The sequence below is a fragment of the Pseudomonas abieticivorans genome, assembly GCF_023509015.1.
Taxonomy (GTDB): domain Bacteria; phylum Pseudomonadota; class Gammaproteobacteria; order Pseudomonadales; family Pseudomonadaceae; genus Aquipseudomonas; species Aquipseudomonas abieticivorans.
This window is the reverse complement of sequence record NZ_CP094975.1, coordinates 5,600,010-5,616,410: the sequence shown is the minus strand read 5'-3', so window position 1 is coordinate 5,616,410 and position 16,401 is coordinate 5,600,010. Positions and strand designations below refer to the sequence as shown.

Here is a 16,401-nt window from a genome sequence, read left to right as displayed (position 1 = left end):
CTTACAGCTCGAGGATCATCTTGGTGACGATGTTCTTCTGGATTTCGTTGGAGCCGCCGAAGATCGACAGCTTGCGCATGTTGAAGTAGGTGCCGGCCAGTGCCGCGCTGTAGTCGGCGTGCAGCAACTCACCTTCATAGGCCAGCTCCAGCTCTTCTTCCAGGGCGGGCAAGGCATAGGGGCCGACCACTTTGCGCAGCAGGTGGGTAATGGCCTGGCGGATCTCGGTGCCCTTGATTTTCAGGATCGAACTTTCGGTGCCCGGCACACCGCCGTGGGCGGCTGCGGCAACGATGCGCAGGGTGCTGATTTCGATGGAGCGCAATTGCATTTCCACCTCCGCGATTTGCGCGCGGAACAACGGGTCGTCGAGCAATGGCTTGCCCTCGCTCAGCTCCTTGGCGGCGATGGCCTTGAGGTGCTTGAGCGCAGCCTTGGAGCCGCCAATGCCAGCCAGGCCGGTGCGTTCGTGGGTCAGCAGGTACTTGGCGCAAGTCCAGCCCTTGTTCTCTTCGCCCACCAGGTTTTCGACCGGCACCTTGACGTTGTCGAAGAACACCTCGTTGACCTCGTGGTCACCGTCCAGGGTGATGATCGGGCGCACGGTGATACCGGGGCTTTGCATGTCGATCAGCAGGAACGAGATGCCGCGCTGCTGTTGTGCTTCGGGGTCGGTGCGCACCAGGCAGAAAATCATGTTGGCGTGCTGGCCCAGGGTGGTCCAGGTCTTCTGGCCATTGACGATGTAATGATCGCCGTCACGCACCGCGCGGGTTTTCAGCGAGGCCAGGTCAGAGCCGGCGCCGGGCTCGGAGTAGCCCTGGCACCACCAGTCTTCGCCACTGAGAATGCGCGGCAGGTAATGGTCTTTTTGCTGCTCGGTGCCGAACTTGATGATCACCGGGGCCACCATGTTCACCCCGAACGGCACTTGGCGTGGCGCGCCGAAGTCAGCGAACTCCTCGTCGACGATGTGTTTCTCGACCGCCGTCCATTCGACGCCGCCCAGTTCCACCGGCCAACCGGGTGCGTACCAGCCCCTTTTTGAAACGGTGCGCTGCCAGCGCTGGTGATCTTCCTTGGACAGGTTTTTGCCCAGGCGAACCTTGGCGGCGATATCGGCCGGTAATTCGGCGCTCAGGAAAGCCCGTACCTCATCACGAAAGGCAAGCTCCTCGGGGGTGTAGTTGATGTTCATGGCTTGTCCTTGTTGTTGTTCATGTCACCGGTCTCCCATTCACTGAAGGTGCGGCCTTGTGCAGCCAGTTGTTCGAGCAGAGGCGCAGGTTGCCACCAGGCCCCCAGGCGTTGATGAAATTCACGGACCTTGGCCAGCACCGTGGCAAGGCCCACCTGGTCAGCGTAGAACATCGGCCCCCCGCGAAAGGCTGGGAAGCCGTAGCCGTTCAGGTAGATCACGTCGATGTCGCTGGCCCGCTGGGCAATGCCCTCTTGCAGGATCTTCGCGCCTTCGTTGATCAGCGCGTACAGGGTGCGCTCCAATATCTGTTCGGTGCTGGGCGCGGTGGCGCCCTGAGGCAGCAATTCCAGCAACGCCGGGTTCGGCAATGGTGTGCGCGAGCCGGCTTCATAGCGGTAGAAGCCGGCACCGGTTTTTTGCCCCAGCATGCCGGCGGCGCAGAGTTGATCGAGCAGGTTAGGCAGCGCGTATTCTGGCGCCAGGGTCGGGCGCTTGCGGTTGCGAATCGCCAGGCCGATATCCAGCCCCGACAGGTCGCGCACTGCCAGCGGGCCCATGGCCATGCCAAAGCCTTGCAGCGCGCCGTCGACCTGCTCGGGCCGGGCGCCCTCCTCCAGCAGGCACTCGCTTTCACGGCCGTACTGGAACAGCATGCGGTTGCCGACGAAGCCATCGCACACCCCGACCACCACCGAGATTTTTTTCAAGCGCTTGCCCAAGGCCATGGCGCTGGCCAGCACGGTGTCGCTGGTTTGCTGGCCGCGTACCACCTCCAGCAGCCGCATCACGTTGGCCGGGCTGAAAAAGTGCAGGCCGACCACGTCTTCCGGGCGCCCGGTGAAGGCGGCAATGGCGTTAAGGTCCAGGGTGGAGGTGTTGGAGGCCAGTATCGCGCCCGGCTTGCACACCTTGTCGAGCTGCTCGAACACTTGGCGCTTGACGCCCAGCTCTTCGAACACTGCCTCGATCACCACGTCCACCTGGGCCAGGTCGCTGTACTGGGTGGTGCCACTGAGCAACGCCAGGCGCTGGTCCATGCCGGCCTGGCTCAGGCTGCCGCGCTTGACGCTGCTGGCATAGGTGTCGCGGGCCCGTTGCAGGGCACGGTCCAGGGCTTGGCCATCGACTTCAAGCAACTTGACCGGGATGCCGACATTGGCAAAGCACAAGGCGATGCCCACGCCCATGGTGCCGCCGCCAATCACCGCGGCCTGCTCAATGTTGCGGGTAGGCGTATCGGCCGCCAGGCCATTGACCTTGGCCGCCTGGCGCTCGGCGAAAAACGCGTGGATCAGGGCCGCGCGCTGGGGCGACTCCAGGCATTGCTGAAACAGTTCGCGCTCGCGGACCAGGCCCTGCGCGAGGGGCAACTGGGTCGCGGCCTCGACGGCGTCGATGCAGCGTGGCGGCGAAAACAGGCCCGGGCTGCGCGTGTGCACCTCGGCCCGCTTGGCCTGGATCAATGCGGCGTTGTCGCCCTGGGCCAGGGCCGCCGTTTGCTCGCCACTGCGGCGCACGCCGCGGCCATCCTTGAGCAAGCGCCGGGCGAAATTGATGCCGGCCTGTTGCAGGTCGCCTTCGCACAGCTCGTCGATCAGGCCATGGGCCAGGGCGTCTGGTGCACCGATGGGCGCACCGCTGACGATCATCTCCAGCGCCTTGGCCACCCCGGCCAGGCGCGGCACACGCTGGGTACCGCCGGCACCGGGCAACAGGCCGATCTTCACCTCTGGCAGGCCGATCTGCGCGTCTTGGCGGGCAATCCGATAATGGCAACTGAGCGCCACCTCCAGGCCACCGCCCAGCGCAGTGCCGTGCAATACCGCGACACTGGGTTTGCTGCAGTCTTCAATGCGTTGCACCACCACCGGCAGCGACGGCTCTTGGGGGGGCAGGCCGAACTCCTTGATGTCGGCCCCGGCCATGAACGTGCGCCCGGCGCAAGTCAGCACAATGGCCCGCACCGCCGGGTCGCCCTCGGCGTCGCTGATCGCCTGCAGCAAACCGCTGCGTACCGCATGCCCCAGGGCATTGACCGGTGGGTTATCGACCGTGATCAGGGCCAATTCGTCTTGCACCACGTAGCGCACAGCCATACTCATGAGGATCATCCTGGCTTGTTGTTTTCAAAACTATATTCCGCAGTGCGGAACAAGTGCAACACGAGTTTTTATCGCGGGCACAGGAAAACGACAGCTAACACGGATGTGATAACCCTTGGAGGCGTGGCAGGTAAGCATGCTGGGTATTGGCGATGGGGTGGCATCACCGGGGGTGATGACGGGCCGCCCTCACCTGCGCTGGCGCAAGGGTGAGGGCCGGGGGTCAGATCAACGCGCGCAGCGCCACTTGGAACGCTTCGATGTTTTTTTCGTCGCGTTTGTAATAGGTCCAGGGCCCGATGCGCTGGGAGGTCACCAACTGCGCCCGCTGCAAGGCACTGAGGTACAGCGACACCGTCGATTGCGACAGGTTGGCCCGGGCCTGGATGATGCTCACGCACACCCCCACTTCGTCAGGGTTGCGTTCCTGCTCGGGGAAATGCGTGCGGGGTTCCTTAAGCCAGCCAAGGATCGCCAGGCGGGTGGGGTTGTCGAGGGCCTTCAAGGCTTCGCTGATATCGATGCTCATAGATCACTGCAGGTGAGTTTTCGCGATTTTACGACACTTGCGCCTGGCGTGCAGCCTTTGTCAGCCTTCGTAGACCGGGTAGTCTATATAACCCTTGGCCGTGCCACCGTACATGCTTGCCGCCTCCAGCGCATTGAACGGCAGGCCACGGGCAATGCGCTCGGGCAAATCGGGGTTGGCAATGAACGGCCGACCGAAGGCGATCAGGTCGCCCCACCCTGCTTCCAGCACCCGGTTGCCCCGTTCGGCGGTGTATTTGCCGGCGTAGATGATCGCGCCACTGAAGGCCTGGCGCACTGCGGCGCGGAAGGCTTGCGGCAGCTCGGGCGCGCTGTCCCAGTCGGCTTCGGCGATCGACAGGTAGGCGATGCCGATGCCTTCAAGCACCTTGATCGCTTCCAGGTAGGTGTGCCGTGGGTCCTCCTCGACCAGGCCCAGGTAAACACGGGCCTCCTCGGTGCTCTCGAACAGTGGCGAAAAACGCACGCCGACGTGGTCCTTGCCCACCACATCGGCTACAGCCTGGGTCACTTCGCGCAGAAACCGCAGCCGATTGGCCAACGAACCACCATATTCGTCGTCACGCTGGTTGCTGTGGGCCGAGATGAACTGGTTGATCAAGTAGCCGTTGGCGCAATGAATCTCGACCCCATCGAAGCCCGCCGCCACTGCATTGCGCGCGGCCTGGGCGTAGAACTGGACCAGTTCGCCAATCTCTTCACGGCTTAAGGCGCGCGGTTGCGACGGCGCGCTCAACGCACCGGTGCCTGGCCCGGTTTCGACAAACACGCTGACGTTCTGCGCGGCAATTGCCGAAGGCGCCACCGGCGCCGCACCGCCAGGCTGCAACGAGGTGTGCGAGACCCGGCCCACATGCCACAGCTGGGCGAAGATCACCCCGCCCTGAGCGTGCACCGCCTCGGTAACCTTGCGCCAGCCGGCCACCTGCTCGGCACTGTGGATGCCCGGCGTCCAGGCGTAGCCCTGGCCACGCGGTTCGATCTGGGTACCCTCGGTCACCATGAACCCGGCGCCGCTGCGCTGACGGTAGTAGGTGGCCATCAGGTCATTGGGGATGTTGCCGGGCTGGCTGCTGCGCGAGCGGGTCAGGGGCGGCAGCACGATGCTGTTTTTCAGGGTGAAGGGACCCAGGCGGGCGGTGTTGAACAGCGGGGAGTTTTTCACGCGGGGGAATACCTTGGGGGGTGCGGATGAGGTGCGCACCTTAAACTAGATATTTATATATCTCAATACCTAGAAATAAAACCTAACCTCTGTAGGAGCGGATTCATCCGCGAAAACGCCGCTGCGGTTTATCTGGAGGATCACCGGTGCGTTATTCGCGGATGAATCCGCTCCTACGGGCTCGGGCCAATCCTGCAGGATTTACCCGGGAGCGATAGGGGCGGCGGATTATGGGCAACCGGTGGACGGCTGCGCCGACCAAGCCCGCGCCGTGCCCGCAATCGTCTTGGCCAGCTTGCCAATCAACTGCTGATGCGCTTGCACCACACTGGCCAGGTCGGTGCCGGCCTGTTGGCGCAGTTGGGTGCTGCAGGTCAGGCTGCGGCGTTTCTGGCCTTCGTCGCGCTGGCTCAGGTTCCAGACCACGTCGATCAGCGCGTAGTTGCCGGGGATCGAGTCGAAGCGGCGCACGTCGGCCTGAAGCGTCAGCAGTGGGCGGCTGGTGTCCTTGGGCAGGCTGGACAGGTCGCGGGTGCCCAGTTGCTGTTCCAACTGGGTGGCCAGGGCGTCGTTGAACTCGTCGGCCAGGGGTGCACTCCAGCGTTCGTTTTCCAGGATCGCCAGTTGGCCGGTGCTTTCACGCACCACCAGTTGCGGCTGGTCCGCCTGCACTGGCATGCGCACCGACAGCAACTGGAACTGGAACGGCGCGGGGGTCACCTGCGCCTGGGTTTGCGGCGCGGTGGGCACCAGGGTGTAGTAATGCGTGGGTACCGAGCTGCAGGCGGTCAGCAACAAGGGGGCGGCCAGGGCCAAAGTGCGTAGGTTCATGGCTGGGTTTCCGGCTCGGCGGTTTCACGGGAAGTGTTTGAGGTGCCGCGGAAGGCGTCGGGCTGGCCATCCTTGGTGCGGCCGCGGATCAGCGCTTCGGGGTGGCGGCCGAGGAAGTCGGTCAACACCCGCACCGAACGTGCGGTGCGCTGCACTTCATCCATGGCCTGGCCCAGTTGCTGGCGCTCCGGCGAGTTCTCCGAAAAGCTGTCGTTGGCGCTGGCCAGGGTTTTCTGGGTTTGTGCCAGGGCGTCGCGCATTTGCGGCAGTACCTGGCCATTGACCTGCTTGAGGGTTTTCTGCATTTCACCCAGGCTGCCATTGAGGTTGGCGGCGATCTGGTCGATCGGCAGCTTGCTCAGCTTGTCGGCGAACTGCTGCAGTTGTTCCTGCAGTTTGTCCAGGCTGCCCGGCACGGTGGGGATGTTCAGTGGGCGCATGCTGCCGTCGAAAGCCACCGGCTTGGCGTCGGGCACGAAGGCCAGCGAAATGTACAACTGGCCGGTCAGCAGGTTGGCGCTTTTGGCCTGGGCACGCAGGCCCGACTTGATAAAGCCGGCCATCATCTTCGCCGCAGCCGCATCGTCTTGCTTGCCGCCCATCAGGGCCATCAGCTTGTCGTTGGCCTTGCCCAGGCGCGCCGGGTAGATCACTGCCCCAACCAAGGTTGGGAAGGCCTGGTTTTTCTGGTCGAAGTCCAGGTCCACCGACACCACGCGGCCCAGGTTAACGCCCAGGAACTCCACGGGTGCTCCCACGGCCAGGCCGCGCAGGTTCTGGTCGAAGCTCATGCGAATGTAACGCGGCTCGCCATCGGGCGGCGCCAGGGCGGTGTCGCGGTCGGCGAACAGGTTGAAGGTCGCGTTTTCATCGGCCAGCACCGGTTTGGGGCTATAGGTGGGCTCGATGAAGGCGACGCCCCCGGAGATGATCGACGACAGCGACTCGGTGTTCACCTTGAGGCCATTGGCACCCAGGCTCACGTCCACGCCGCTGGCGTTCCAGAAGCGCGAGTCGCTGGTCACGAATTTGTCGTTGGGCGAACGCACGAAAATGTCGACGTCCACGCCCTTGCCATCGTCGGCCAGGCGGTAGGCCACCACTTGGCCGACCTGAATACGCCGGTAGTAGACCGGCGAGCCGATGTCCAGCGAGCCCAGGGTGTCGGTGTGCAGGGTAAAGCGCTTGCCCTTCTCGCCAAAATTCACCGGCGGCGGGTTTTCCAGGCCCTTGAAGCTTTTTTTCTGTTTATCCGAGCGCCCGGCGTCGGCGCCGATGAAGGCCCCCGACAGCAAGGTGTCGACGCCCGAAACACCACCAGCGCCAATGCGCGGGCGCACCACCCAGAAGCGCGAGTCATCGGCGGTAAAGGGCCGGGCCGACTCGTTAAGGTCAATGGTCGCGCTGACATGGCTGCGGTCATCGCTCAAGCTGATGGCGCTGACCTTGCCGATCACCACGTTCTTGTACTTGACCTCGGTCTTGTTCGCTTCAAGGCCCTGGGCCGTGATGAAGGTCACGGTGATCTGCGGCCCTGCCGACATGGCGTTGTGAATCACCATCGACAACCCGACCACGGCCGCGACGATGGGCACCAGCCACACCAGCGAAACGTTGAAACGCCGACGGGTGACCGCTGGCGTTCCCGCTGCCGGCGATGGGGTGGAACCTGGATGATCAGACATCTTCAACCTCTGCGTCCCAGATAAGCCGGGGATCAAAACTCATGGCAGCCAACATGGTGAGCACCACAACCAAACCGAAGAACAGGATGCCCATGCGCGGGTCGATCGTGCTCAGTGAACGAAACTGCACCAGGGCCGCTACCAGGGCCACCACCAGCACGTCGAGCATCGACCAGTAGCCGATGATCTCGATAAAACGGTAAAGCTTGGCCCGCTCGCGCATGGCCCAGGTGGTGCGCAATTGGCAGCTGATGAGCAAGGTGCCCAGCACCACGAACTTGATGCACGGCACCGCGATGCTGGCGATGAAGATCAACAGGGCGATGTCCCATTCCCCCGCCTGGAAGAACTCGATCACCCCACTCATGATGGTGTTTTCACTGCCGCTGCCAAAAATGTCGGTGTACATCACAGGCAAAAGGTTAGCCGGGATGTAGCAGATCAGGCTGGCGATCAGGAACGCCCAGGTGCGGCTCAGGCTTTGCGGCTTGCGCGCGTGCACGGTGGCCTGGCAGCGCGGGCACTGGTGGCTGTCGCCGGGGCAGGCCAGGCCGCAGGTGTGGCACAGCACCAGGTTGAGTTCGCTGGCAGTGGCCGGTCGGCCGATGTCCAGGCTCATGTCCACTGCCCCTCAAGGTCGGTCCACAGCCGGCGGATGCCCTTGCCGGAAATCAGGATGATCAGCACCGTCAGCATCGCCAACGCCCATAGGCCAAGGCCTGGGTGCACGTCGAGCATGCCGGCCAGCTTTACGATGGCGACCAGGATGCCCAGCAGGCAGACCTCGAGCATGCTCCAGGGCCGCAGGTGTTCCAGGGTGCGCATGCACACCTTGAAACCAGGCGCGGCGCGGCCGATGTTGGCGAACAGCAGCAGCCAGCACAGCAAGGCAATCTGCAGCATGGGCGCAAGGATGATGGTCAAGCCGGCCACCGCGGCCATCGGGCTGATCTCGCCTTGGGCCAAGGCCTTGACCGACTCGATCAGGGTGGCCTGGTTGCTCAGGCCCTGCAGGCTGATGCTGATCACAGGGAAGGCATTGGCGAAGCAGAACAGCAAGGCAGCTGTGATCGACAGCGCCAGCAACTGCTGGATGCTCAACTGGCCGCCCCGCCCCAGGATCGCACCACAACGCACGCAACGCGCGGTCTGCCCTTTTACCAGGGGCACGGGGTCGTAAACCGAATCGCAATGCTCACAGATAATGCGGTCGCAAGGGTTAGTCATAAGGTCTTGGAGGCGTGAAGGTAGAGCAGTTTCCCTAAACTTGACTCACTCGTCTAGTTCAAGGGTGTTCAATAAGGGTATTGATCGCTTTATAAAAGCGTACATTGACAAGACTGACCATGGGCAAGGGGAAATAATTCCGTGGTCGGGTGCCGTGTCGGCGCGGCGCGCGCCGACACGTGCGAGGGTCAAATAGAGCGGCGGCGGTAGTCGCGATAGCGTGGGAACCAGAAGTTGCGCTCGATGGCGTGGTGCAACGCCTCGTCGCTTGTCTCCAGCGCCACGCCTTCGGCCTGGGCCTGCTTGGCCACGGCCACGGCGATTTTCTTGCTCACGGCCTGGATGTCATTGAGCGAGGGCAGTACCGCGTCGCCCTCCCCGGTCACCACCGGCGAGCATTCGGCCAAGGCATTGGAGGCGGCCATCAACATGGCGTCGGTGATGCGCGAGGCACGCGCGGCAACCACGCCCAAACCGATGCCTGGGAAGATATAGGCGTTGTTGCACTGGGCGATGTGCACGCTGCGGCCGTTGATCTGGACGGGCGCGAACGGGCTGCCGGTAGCGACCAGCGCGTTGCCTTCGGTCCATTCCAGCACCTCGGCTGGGGTTGCTTCCACGCGCGAGGTGGGGTTGGACAGCGGCATGATCAGCGGTTGCTTGCAGTGGCTGTACAGCTCGCGCACCACGGCTTCGGTGAACAGGCCGCGCTGGCCGGACACCCCGATCAGGATGGTCGGCTTGGCTTGCTTGACCACTTCCAGCAGGGCAATGCCGTTCTCGTCACGCTGCCAGCCCTGAACGTCGGCTTGCTTGTGCGCCAGGCGCATTTGGAAGTCGTGCAGGCCGCTCATGTCGTCGGTCAGCAGGCCGAAACGATCGACCATGAAAATGCGCTTGCGCGCCTGGGCCTCGGACAGCCCCTCGATCACCATCGCCGCGACGATGTGCTCGGCAATGCCGCACCCGGCCGAACCTGCACCCACGAAGGTCACGACCTGCTCGCCCAGCTTCTGGTTTTTCACCTTGCAGGCAGCCAGCAACGTGCCCACGGCCACCGAGGCGGTGCCCTGGATGTCGTCGTTGAAGCAGCACAGCTCATCGCGGTAGCGTTCCAGCAACGGCATGGCGTTGGTCTGGGCGAAGTCTTCGAACTGCAGCAGCACTTCCGGCCAGCGGCGTTTGACGGCCTGGATGAACAGTTCGACGAACTCGGCGTAGTCCGCACCGGTTACCCGTGGGTGACGCCAGCCCATGTACATCGGGTCGTCCAGCAGTTCCTGGTTGTTGGTGCCCACGTCCAGCACGATCGGTAGCGTGTAGGCCGGGCTGATGCCGCCGCAGGCGGTGTACAGCGACAACTTGCCGATCGGGATGCCCATGCCGCCGATGCCTTGGTCGCCCAGGCCCAGGATGCGCTCGCTGTCGGTGACCACGATGATCTTGACCGAGTCCTTGGTGGCGCTGCGCAGAATGTCGTCGATGCGATCACGGTCCGGGTAGGCGATGAACAGCCCGCGGTGGGTGCGGTAGATCTTGGAAAATTCCTGGCAGGCCTGGCCGACGGTCGGGGTGTAGATAATCGGCAGCATCTTGTCCAGGTGGGACTCGAGCAGGCGGAAAAACAGGGTTTCGTTGTTGTCCTGGATCGAGCGCAGGTACACGTGTTTGTCCAGGTCGCTGGCGCATTGCTCGTACTGGCGGTACACGCGATCGACCTGTTCTTCGATGGTCTCCACGGTTTGCGGCAGCAGGCCGATCAGGTTGAAGTCGATGCGCTCTTGCGGGGTGAATGCACTGCCTTTGTTCAGCAGGGGCATTTCCAGCAGCGAGGGGCCACCGTAGGGGATATACAGCGCACGGGATGGCAGGGTTTTCTTCATGGGATCGCCTTGTTCGGTTGTATCAAGGATTCGAGCGGCGCCCAGTATAACGCGACAATTTGTCACATTGGATGAACATCCGAATACTGACCCGCAGGTCGGAACTGTTCGCGATACTGCATCGGCGTCACCCCCAGGTGTTGGCTGAACACCAGGCGCATGCGGTTGGTACTGCCAAAACCGCAACGGTAAGCCACTGCCTTAAGGGCCAGGTCCGTGCCTTCCAATAGGTGACGGGCCGCGTCGATGCGCGCCCGTTGGACGAAATCGGCGGGTGTCAGGCCGGCATCGCGCACAAATACCCGGGCGAAGGTGCGCGGGCTCATGCTCACCACTTCGGCCAGGCGCTCCACTGACAGCGGCTCGGCAATGTGTTGCTGCACGTAACGTTGCACCCGGGCCACGGCCGAATCATGGTCGGCGGGGGTTTGCAGGTAGGGGCTGAACTGCGACTGGCCGCCCTGGCGCTGAATCACCAGCAGCAAGCGCTTGGCCACCGCCAGCGCCACCGCCGGGCCATGGTCTTCGCTGACCAGCGCCAAGGCCAGGTCCATGCCGGCGGTCACCCCGGCGGAGGTGACCAGGTTGCCGTCGCGCACATGAATGCGGTCTGGCGCCACCAGCGCCTGCGGGAACTGCTCAGCCAATTGCCGGGCGTGACTCCAGTGCGTGGTCACCTGGCGGCCATCGATCAGCCCTGCCCGCCCCAGCAAAAACGCGCCGGTGCAGATAGAGCCATGGCGGCCTGCCAAGGGCGCAGCCTGTTGCAGCCACTGGCAGAGCGCCTGGTCTGCGCCCTGCTCCGGCAGCCAGGGCCCACCGGGCACCAACACTACGTCGAAGGGCTGCACGGCCTCGACCAGGCTCAATTGCGCGCCCAGCGGCATGCCGTTGGAGGCGGTGATGGGCATCCTGCCGCTGGCGACGGTGACGATGGCGTAGCCCGTTCCCGGCTCGACAAACCGGTTGGCTTCGGCAAACACGTCCAGGGGCCCGGCCACATCCAGGGCTTGCACGCCTTCGAACAACAGCATCGCCAATGTTTTCATGCAGGGCTCGGTATTGGGTAGTAGGCGTTACGCTGGAACAGCCGCAGGGTGCCCAGCGCCACCGCGCCGGTCAGCAGCAACGAGGCGGCCAGGGCGACCAGCGCCAGGCCTTCGATCAACGGATCATGACCGCGCTGGGCCATGGTCAGCAAGCCCTGGGCCAGGGTCGCCAGGCCAAAGGTATAAGCCCAGTAACCGGCGGCAAAGGGCTGTTCGCGCAACCAGCGCCACGCCAGTACCATGGCGATGGCCACGAACAGCGCGTAACCGGCCAGGGCGTGGGTGAACGCGCTGTTGGCCTGATCGCCCGCCAACACCTGGTACGCCACCAGGGCCACCACCGATGGCGCCATGTAGATGCCCATGAAGTTGCGGGTCTTGACCGCCAGGCCGCCGACCATCAACTGCCCGCTGACGGTCGAATCGAGCACCAGCCACGAAATGGCCCCGACGCCAAACAACATCCAGCCGTAATCGACATAGCCGAACAGGCCCGCCACCAAGGCGTTGACCAAGACGCTGGCGGTGTAGCTCAGAAAGAGCGGCGGCACGTTCTGGGCAGCCTCCCTGGGCTGGGTCCACATGGCCGAAAGGCGGTAGGCGCCATAGGCCAGGTTGCCGGCCGAGCCTATCCAGAACACCCCGCGGGCCAGCTCACCCTGCCAGGGCAACAAGGCGGCGGCGACCAACATCAGCGACTCGGGGATCAGCGCCAGGAACGACGCCTGCACCGGGTCGCGGGCTTCAGTGAGGGCCACCTGGCGATGGTTGAGCCACTTGTTCAGGTACAGGGCGAACCACCAGGCGAAAGAGAGAATGGCCAGGCCTTCCAGCCATTCGCCAATGGCCGGCGGCAGATGCCAAAGCGGCACGGCCAGGCGCCAGGCGTTGCCGGTTTCGGCAAGGCCCAGGGTCATGGCAAAGAAGGATGCAGGTACCACGGGGAGGCGTTTCATGGAGGTCACTCATCGAGGGCGGGATGAGTGAATTGTCCGGGGCGGCGCGGTTGGCCTCAATCGGCGCGAGGGATCGAATCCTGCCAAAGGGGCGTCATAGCCTGCCGCCCCGGCAATCGGACGATCAAAGCACCTGCTGGTCCACCAACATCGACTGCACGATGAAATCCTTTTGCTGGGCCGTCAGCGTGTCCCAGACATGAACCTTGGCGTAAAAACCCAGCGCCAGCACGATGTACAGCACCAGTGCGCTGATGATCGCGATGGCGGTCACGGTCCAGCCGCCTTCGGCTTCTTCACCGCTATGGGTTTCCTGAAGCTCAGCACGGGGGCTGACCGAAGTCAGGGTGAACAGACGACGAAACGCTTGCAGTAAAAACATCAGGACGGCGCGTAGCATGATGGGTAGTTCTCGGTGGCGAATGGGATTCTTTGGCGGCTCGTGCGCCCAAGCGGAGCGCAAAAACGAAAAAACCCGTCGCAAGGACGGGTTTTTTTTATAATCAGGGGAGTCTGGCTCCGACGGCATCTGTGACCGAATGTTGCAAACTTTATCAGCCCCCGAAACGAAAATCCAGATCCTTAGCTAGCGAACGATAAACGGTATTGGCAGCAGCGTTAGACGGCAAAACGATCACCCACATCGATAATCAGTATGCCTGAGGGTGTTTTTTCATCGAGCAGGGCCAGACGTACAGTGGCCCCATCAACTCGACATCCCCTTTGGAGCTCAACCATGAAACGTGCCCTCGCCTTTGCCATCGCGTTGTCCGCCCTGACCACTAGCGCAGCCTTCGCCACCCCACAGATGGCCACCCCAAACGTGGTCAACTCGGTGGCCGCGCACTTCACCACCGACCTCAAATCGCTGCGGATCGCCGAAAACGGCAGTGAAAAAACCTTGCAACGCCAGCACCAGGATGCTCCTCGCGCCGTATACGTGGCTGAAAACCGCGCCGAGTTCGGCTCGCAATACCAGCGTTATTGAGCCTTCGCCTGGTACAGGCGTCACCCCAAAGCCCGGCGGTTGCCGGGCTTTTTTTCGTGCGCGCGATGCCACCCCACCTGCCGCCACCATTGCGGGGCGCCCGCTGTAGTTGTACGATGTCCGTCAACTAGGCATGACCTCGACGCTCTCTTAGAACAACCTGAACAACCCGGAGATTACGATGACCACCCTTCTTGGCCACAATTTCATCCGTGGCACCCGCAGCGCTGCCGGTACCCAACGCATCAAAAGCCTGGATGCCACCACAGGCGAAGCCCTGCCCTACGAATTTGCACAAGCCACTGAAGACGAAGTGAACGCCGCCGCCTTGGCCGCCGAAGCCGCCTTCCCGGAATATCGCCAGTTGAGCCCTGCGCGCCGCGCCGAGTTCCTGGAAGCCATTGCCGAGGAACTGGACCAACTGGGTGACGATTTCGTCGCCATCGTGTGCCGTGAAACCGCCCTGCCCGCCGGCCGTATCCAAGGTGAGCGTGGCCGCACCAGTGGCCAGATGCGCCTGTTCGCCAAGGTGCTGCGCCGCGGTGACTACTTGGGTGCACGCATTGACCTGGCCCTGCCAGAGCGCAAACCGCTGCCGCGCGTCGATCTGCGCCAGTACCGCATCGGCGTGGGCCCGGTGGCCGTGTTCGGCGCCAGCAACTTCCCGCTGGCCTTCTCCACGGCCGGTGGCGATACCGCAGCCGCCTTGGCAGCCGGCTGCCCGGTGGTGTTCAAGGCCCACAGCGGCCACATGGCCACCGCCGACCAAGTGGGCTGCGCCATCATCCGCGCCGCCGAGCGCACCGGCATGCCGGCCGGCGTGTTCAACATGATCTTCGGTGGTGGCGTGGGTGAGCCGCTGGTCAAGCACCCGGCCATCCAGGCCGTGGGCTTCACCGGCTCGCTGCACGGCGGCAACGCCCTGTGCAAAATGGCTGCCGAGCGCCCGCAACCGATCCCGGTATTCGCCGAAATGTCGAGCATCAACCCGGTGGTGTTGCTGCCCGAAGCCCTCCAGGCCCGTGGTGAAAGCGTCGCCAAAGACCTCGCCGCTTCCGTGGTCATGGGCTGCGGCCAGTTCTGCACCAACCCAGGTTTGGTGATTGGCGTGCAATCGCCTGCCTTCAGCGCCTTCCTTGAGCACCTGCAAGTGCAGATGGCTGACCAAGCGCCGCAAACCATGCTCAATGCCGGCGGCCTGCGCAGCTACAGCAAGGGCCTTGAGCACCTGCTGGCCCACAAAGGCATCACCCACCTGGCCGGCAAGCAACAAGCCGGCAACCAGGCGCAGCCGCAACTGTTCAAGGCCGACGTGCAACTGCTGCTGACCGGCGATGCCTTGCTGCAGGAAGAAGTGTTCGGCCCGGCCACCATCGTCATCCAAGCCAAGGACGACGCCGAGCTCAAAGCCGCCCTGCAAGCCTTGCGCGGCCAGCTGACCGCCACGTTGATCGGCGAACCGGGCGACCTGCAAGGCTACCAATGGTTGGTGCCGTTGCTGGAACAGAAAGTCGGCCGCATCCTGGTCAACGGCTACCCAACCGGTGTCGAGGTGTGCGAAGCCATGGTTCACGGCGGCCCGTACCCAGCCACCTCTGACTCGCGCGGCACGTCGGTCGGTACCCTGGCCATCGACCGCTTCCTGCGCCCGGTGTGCTACCAGAACTACCCGGACGCGCTGCTGCCAGAGGCTTTGCGCAACAGCAACCCGCTGGGCTTGAAGCGCCTGGTGAACGGCGAATGGTCGAGTGAAGCCATCGCCTGACTCAGGTGACGGTCAACAAAAGCGGCGCAGAGTGATCTGCGCCGTTTTTTTTGCGCGTCACAATTGCCAGGGGCGGTGATCTGCTTTTGATCTGCTTTTGATCTTGATCTGCTGTTGATCTGCTCTTGATCTTGATTGTATGCCCCGTAAAGCGCCCGGGCCGACTGGAGGCGTCGCTCAAGGGGCGGCCCGCAGGGCCCGAGGCGTAGCCGAGGGAGACGGCAGCCGGCAAGCTTCTATAGCCGGTGCCGTCTGCCCCTTGAGCGACGCCGGAAGGAGGGGACCCGCAGCGCAGCGGAGGGCCCAAGCAGGGGCAAGCCCTTTTTGCTTACTTTTTGTGGCGTTTGACAAAAAGTAAGACGCCGTAAGGGCGGAAAGGTGAAGTGATCGCGCCATTGATAATGGATATGTTCACGCATCTTTGAAGCTTGCTCTTAAAACGGTGAACATATCCATTGGTTAGGTGATGCCGAATCACCTTTCCGGCCTTACGCCGGCTCACTTTTTGTCAAACGCCACAAAAAGTAAGCAAAAAAGGCTTGCCCCTGCTTGGGCCCTACGCTGCGCTACGGGTCCCCTCCCTCCGGCATCGCTCAAGCGGACGACGGCCCGGAATAGAAGCTCCTCCGGCTCCGTCTCCGGCGGCTACGCCTCCGGCCGCTTGATCGACGCCTCCAGTCGGCCCGGGCGCTTAATGGGGCATACAATCAAAATCAAAAGCCAAGCAGATCAAGAGCAGATCAAGAGCAGATCAAGAGCAGATCAAGAGCAGATCAAGAGCAGAATTTGGCTTTGGCTTTCGAACTTGATCTTGATCTTGATCTTGATCTTGATCTGCTTTTGATCTTGATTGTGTGCCCCGTAAAGCGCCCGGGCCGACTGGAGGCGTCGCTCAAGGGGCGGCCCGCAGGGCCCGAGGCGCAGCCGAGGGAGACGGCAGCCGGCAAGCTTCTATAGCCGGTGCCGTCTGCCCCTTGAGCGACGCCGGAAGGAGGGGACC

The 16,401-nt window shown here is 63.2% G+C and carries 14 protein-coding genes; 2 read left to right on the top strand and 12 right to left on the bottom strand.

The window, feature by feature from the left end:
• Nucleotide 1: 1 nt before the first annotated feature.
• From L9B60_RS25505 to L9B60_RS25450, 12 genes are all read right to left on the bottom strand, one after another.
• Complete coding sequence (locus tag L9B60_RS25505; protein ID WP_249673747.1) at nt 2-1,198, bottom strand: acyl-CoA dehydrogenase family protein; 1,197 nt, start codon at nt 1,196-1,198, stop codon at nt 2-4.
• Nucleotides 1,195-3,303: a 3-hydroxyacyl-CoA dehydrogenase NAD-binding domain-containing protein gene (locus L9B60_RS25500; protein ID WP_249673746.1), complete on the bottom strand. Its 2,109-nt coding sequence runs from the start codon at nt 3,301-3,303 to the stop codon at nt 1,195-1,197. The genes L9B60_RS25505 and L9B60_RS25500 overlap by 4 nt, the downstream gene beginning before the upstream one ends.
• Nucleotides 3,304-3,526: 223 nt before the next feature.
• A complete protein-coding gene (locus tag L9B60_RS25495; RefSeq protein ID WP_249673745.1) occupies nt 3,527-3,832 on the bottom strand; it encodes an ArsR/SmtB family transcription factor in 306 nt (101 codons plus the stop codon).
• A gap of 60 nt (nt 3,833-3,892) precedes the next feature.
• Nucleotides 3,893-5,017, bottom strand: a complete 1,125-nt coding sequence (locus tag L9B60_RS25490; protein WP_249673744.1) for an alkene reductase — start codon at nt 5,015-5,017, stop codon at nt 3,893-3,895.
• Between the two features lie 228 nt (nt 5,018-5,245).
• On the bottom strand, nt 5,246-5,848 hold the full coding sequence (locus L9B60_RS25485; protein ID WP_249673743.1) for a PqiC family protein: 603 nt from the start codon (nt 5,846-5,848) through the stop codon (nt 5,246-5,248).
• Nucleotides 5,845-7,533 carry a PqiB family protein gene (locus L9B60_RS25480; protein WP_249673742.1) on the bottom strand — a complete coding sequence of 563 codons (1,689 nt, stop codon included), beginning with the start codon at nt 7,531-7,533 and terminating at the stop codon, nt 5,845-5,847. The genes L9B60_RS25485 and L9B60_RS25480 overlap by 4 nt, the downstream gene beginning before the upstream one ends.
• A complete protein-coding gene (locus L9B60_RS25475) occupies nt 7,526-8,152 on the bottom strand; it encodes a paraquat-inducible protein A (RefSeq protein ID WP_249673741.1) in 627 nt (208 codons plus the stop codon). The genes L9B60_RS25480 and L9B60_RS25475 overlap by 8 nt, the downstream gene beginning before the upstream one ends.
• Nucleotides 8,149-8,760, bottom strand: a complete 612-nt coding sequence (locus L9B60_RS25470; protein ID WP_249673740.1) for a paraquat-inducible protein A — start codon at nt 8,758-8,760, stop codon at nt 8,149-8,151. The genes L9B60_RS25475 and L9B60_RS25470 overlap by 4 nt, the downstream gene beginning before the upstream one ends.
• A 188-nt stretch (nt 8,761-8,948) precedes the next feature.
• Nucleotides 8,949-10,643 (bottom strand): NAD-dependent malic enzyme, encoded by a 1,695-nt coding sequence (locus tag L9B60_RS25465; protein WP_249673739.1) that lies wholly within the window; start codon nt 10,641-10,643, stop codon nt 8,949-8,951.
• 62 nt (nt 10,644-10,705) lie between these two features.
• On the bottom strand, nt 10,706-11,692 hold the full coding sequence (locus L9B60_RS25460; RefSeq protein WP_249673738.1) for a GlxA family transcriptional regulator: 987 nt from the start codon (nt 11,690-11,692) through the stop codon (nt 10,706-10,708).
• On the bottom strand, nt 11,689-12,648 hold the full coding sequence (locus L9B60_RS25455) for an SLAC1 family transporter (protein WP_249673737.1): 960 nt from the start codon (nt 12,646-12,648) through the stop codon (nt 11,689-11,691). Before L9B60_RS25455 ends, L9B60_RS25460 begins: the two co-directional genes overlap by 4 nt.
• Nucleotides 12,649-12,772: 124 nt before the next feature.
• On the bottom strand, nt 12,773-13,048 hold the full coding sequence (locus L9B60_RS25450) for a hypothetical protein (protein WP_249673736.1): 276 nt from the start codon (nt 13,046-13,048) through the stop codon (nt 12,773-12,775).
• Nucleotides 13,049-13,384: 336 nt separating this feature from the next.
• On the opposite strand from L9B60_RS25450, the gene L9B60_RS25445 reads away from it, so the two are divergent.
• Both L9B60_RS25445 and L9B60_RS25440 read left to right on the top strand, forming a co-directional pair.
• The gene (locus L9B60_RS25445) at nt 13,385-13,636 is read left to right on the top strand and encodes a hypothetical protein (protein WP_249673735.1); all 252 of its coding nucleotides are present in this window, start codon (nt 13,385-13,387) and stop codon (nt 13,634-13,636) included.
• A 181-nt stretch (nt 13,637-13,817) separates the two neighbouring features.
• On the top strand, nt 13,818-15,401 hold the full coding sequence (locus tag L9B60_RS25440; RefSeq protein ID WP_249673734.1) for an aldehyde dehydrogenase (NADP(+)): 1,584 nt from the start codon (nt 13,818-13,820) through the stop codon (nt 15,399-15,401).
• The last annotated feature ends 1,000 nt before the right edge of the window (nt 15,402-16,401 follow it).

What these genes read in the sequence shown, in the direction of transcription:
- L9B60_RS25505 (WP_249673747.1), bottom strand. Translation starts at nt 1,198, where the DNA reads ATGAACATCAACTACACCCCCGAGGAGCTTGCCTTTCGTGATGAGGTA.
- L9B60_RS25500 (WP_249673746.1), bottom strand. Translation starts at nt 3,303, where the DNA reads ATGAGTATGGCTGTGCGCTACGTGGTGCAAGACGAATTGGCCCTGATC.
- L9B60_RS25495 (WP_249673745.1), bottom strand. Translation starts at nt 3,832, where the DNA reads ATGAGCATCGATATCAGCGAAGCCTTGAAGGCCCTCGACAACCCCACC.
- L9B60_RS25485 (WP_249673743.1), bottom strand. Translation starts at nt 5,848, where the DNA reads ATGAACCTACGCACTTTGGCCCTGGCCGCCCCCTTGTTGCTGACCGCC.
- L9B60_RS25480 (WP_249673742.1), bottom strand. Translation starts at nt 7,533, where the DNA reads ATGTCTGATCATCCAGGTTCCACCCCATCGCCGGCAGCGGGAACGCCA.
- L9B60_RS25475 (WP_249673741.1), bottom strand. Translation starts at nt 8,152, where the DNA reads ATGAGCCTGGACATCGGCCGACCGGCCACTGCCAGCGAACTCAACCTG.
- L9B60_RS25470 (WP_249673740.1), bottom strand. Translation starts at nt 8,760, where the DNA reads ATGACTAACCCTTGCGACCGCATTATCTGTGAGCATTGCGATTCGGTT.
- L9B60_RS25465 (WP_249673739.1), bottom strand. Translation starts at nt 10,643, where the DNA reads ATGAAGAAAACCCTGCCATCCCGTGCGCTGTATATCCCCTACGGTGGC.
- L9B60_RS25460 (WP_249673738.1), bottom strand. Translation starts at nt 11,692, where the DNA reads ATGAAAACATTGGCGATGCTGTTGTTCGAAGGCGTGCAAGCCCTGGAT.
- L9B60_RS25455 (WP_249673737.1), bottom strand. Translation starts at nt 12,648, where the DNA reads ATGAAACGCCTCCCCGTGGTACCTGCATCCTTCTTTGCCATGACCCTG.
- L9B60_RS25450 (WP_249673736.1), bottom strand. Translation starts at nt 13,048, where the DNA reads ATGCTACGCGCCGTCCTGATGTTTTTACTGCAAGCGTTTCGTCGTCTG.
- L9B60_RS25445 (WP_249673735.1), top strand. Translation starts at nt 13,385, where the DNA reads ATGAAACGTGCCCTCGCCTTTGCCATCGCGTTGTCCGCCCTGACCACT.
- L9B60_RS25440 (WP_249673734.1), top strand. Translation starts at nt 13,818, where the DNA reads ATGACCACCCTTCTTGGCCACAATTTCATCCGTGGCACCCGCAGCGCT.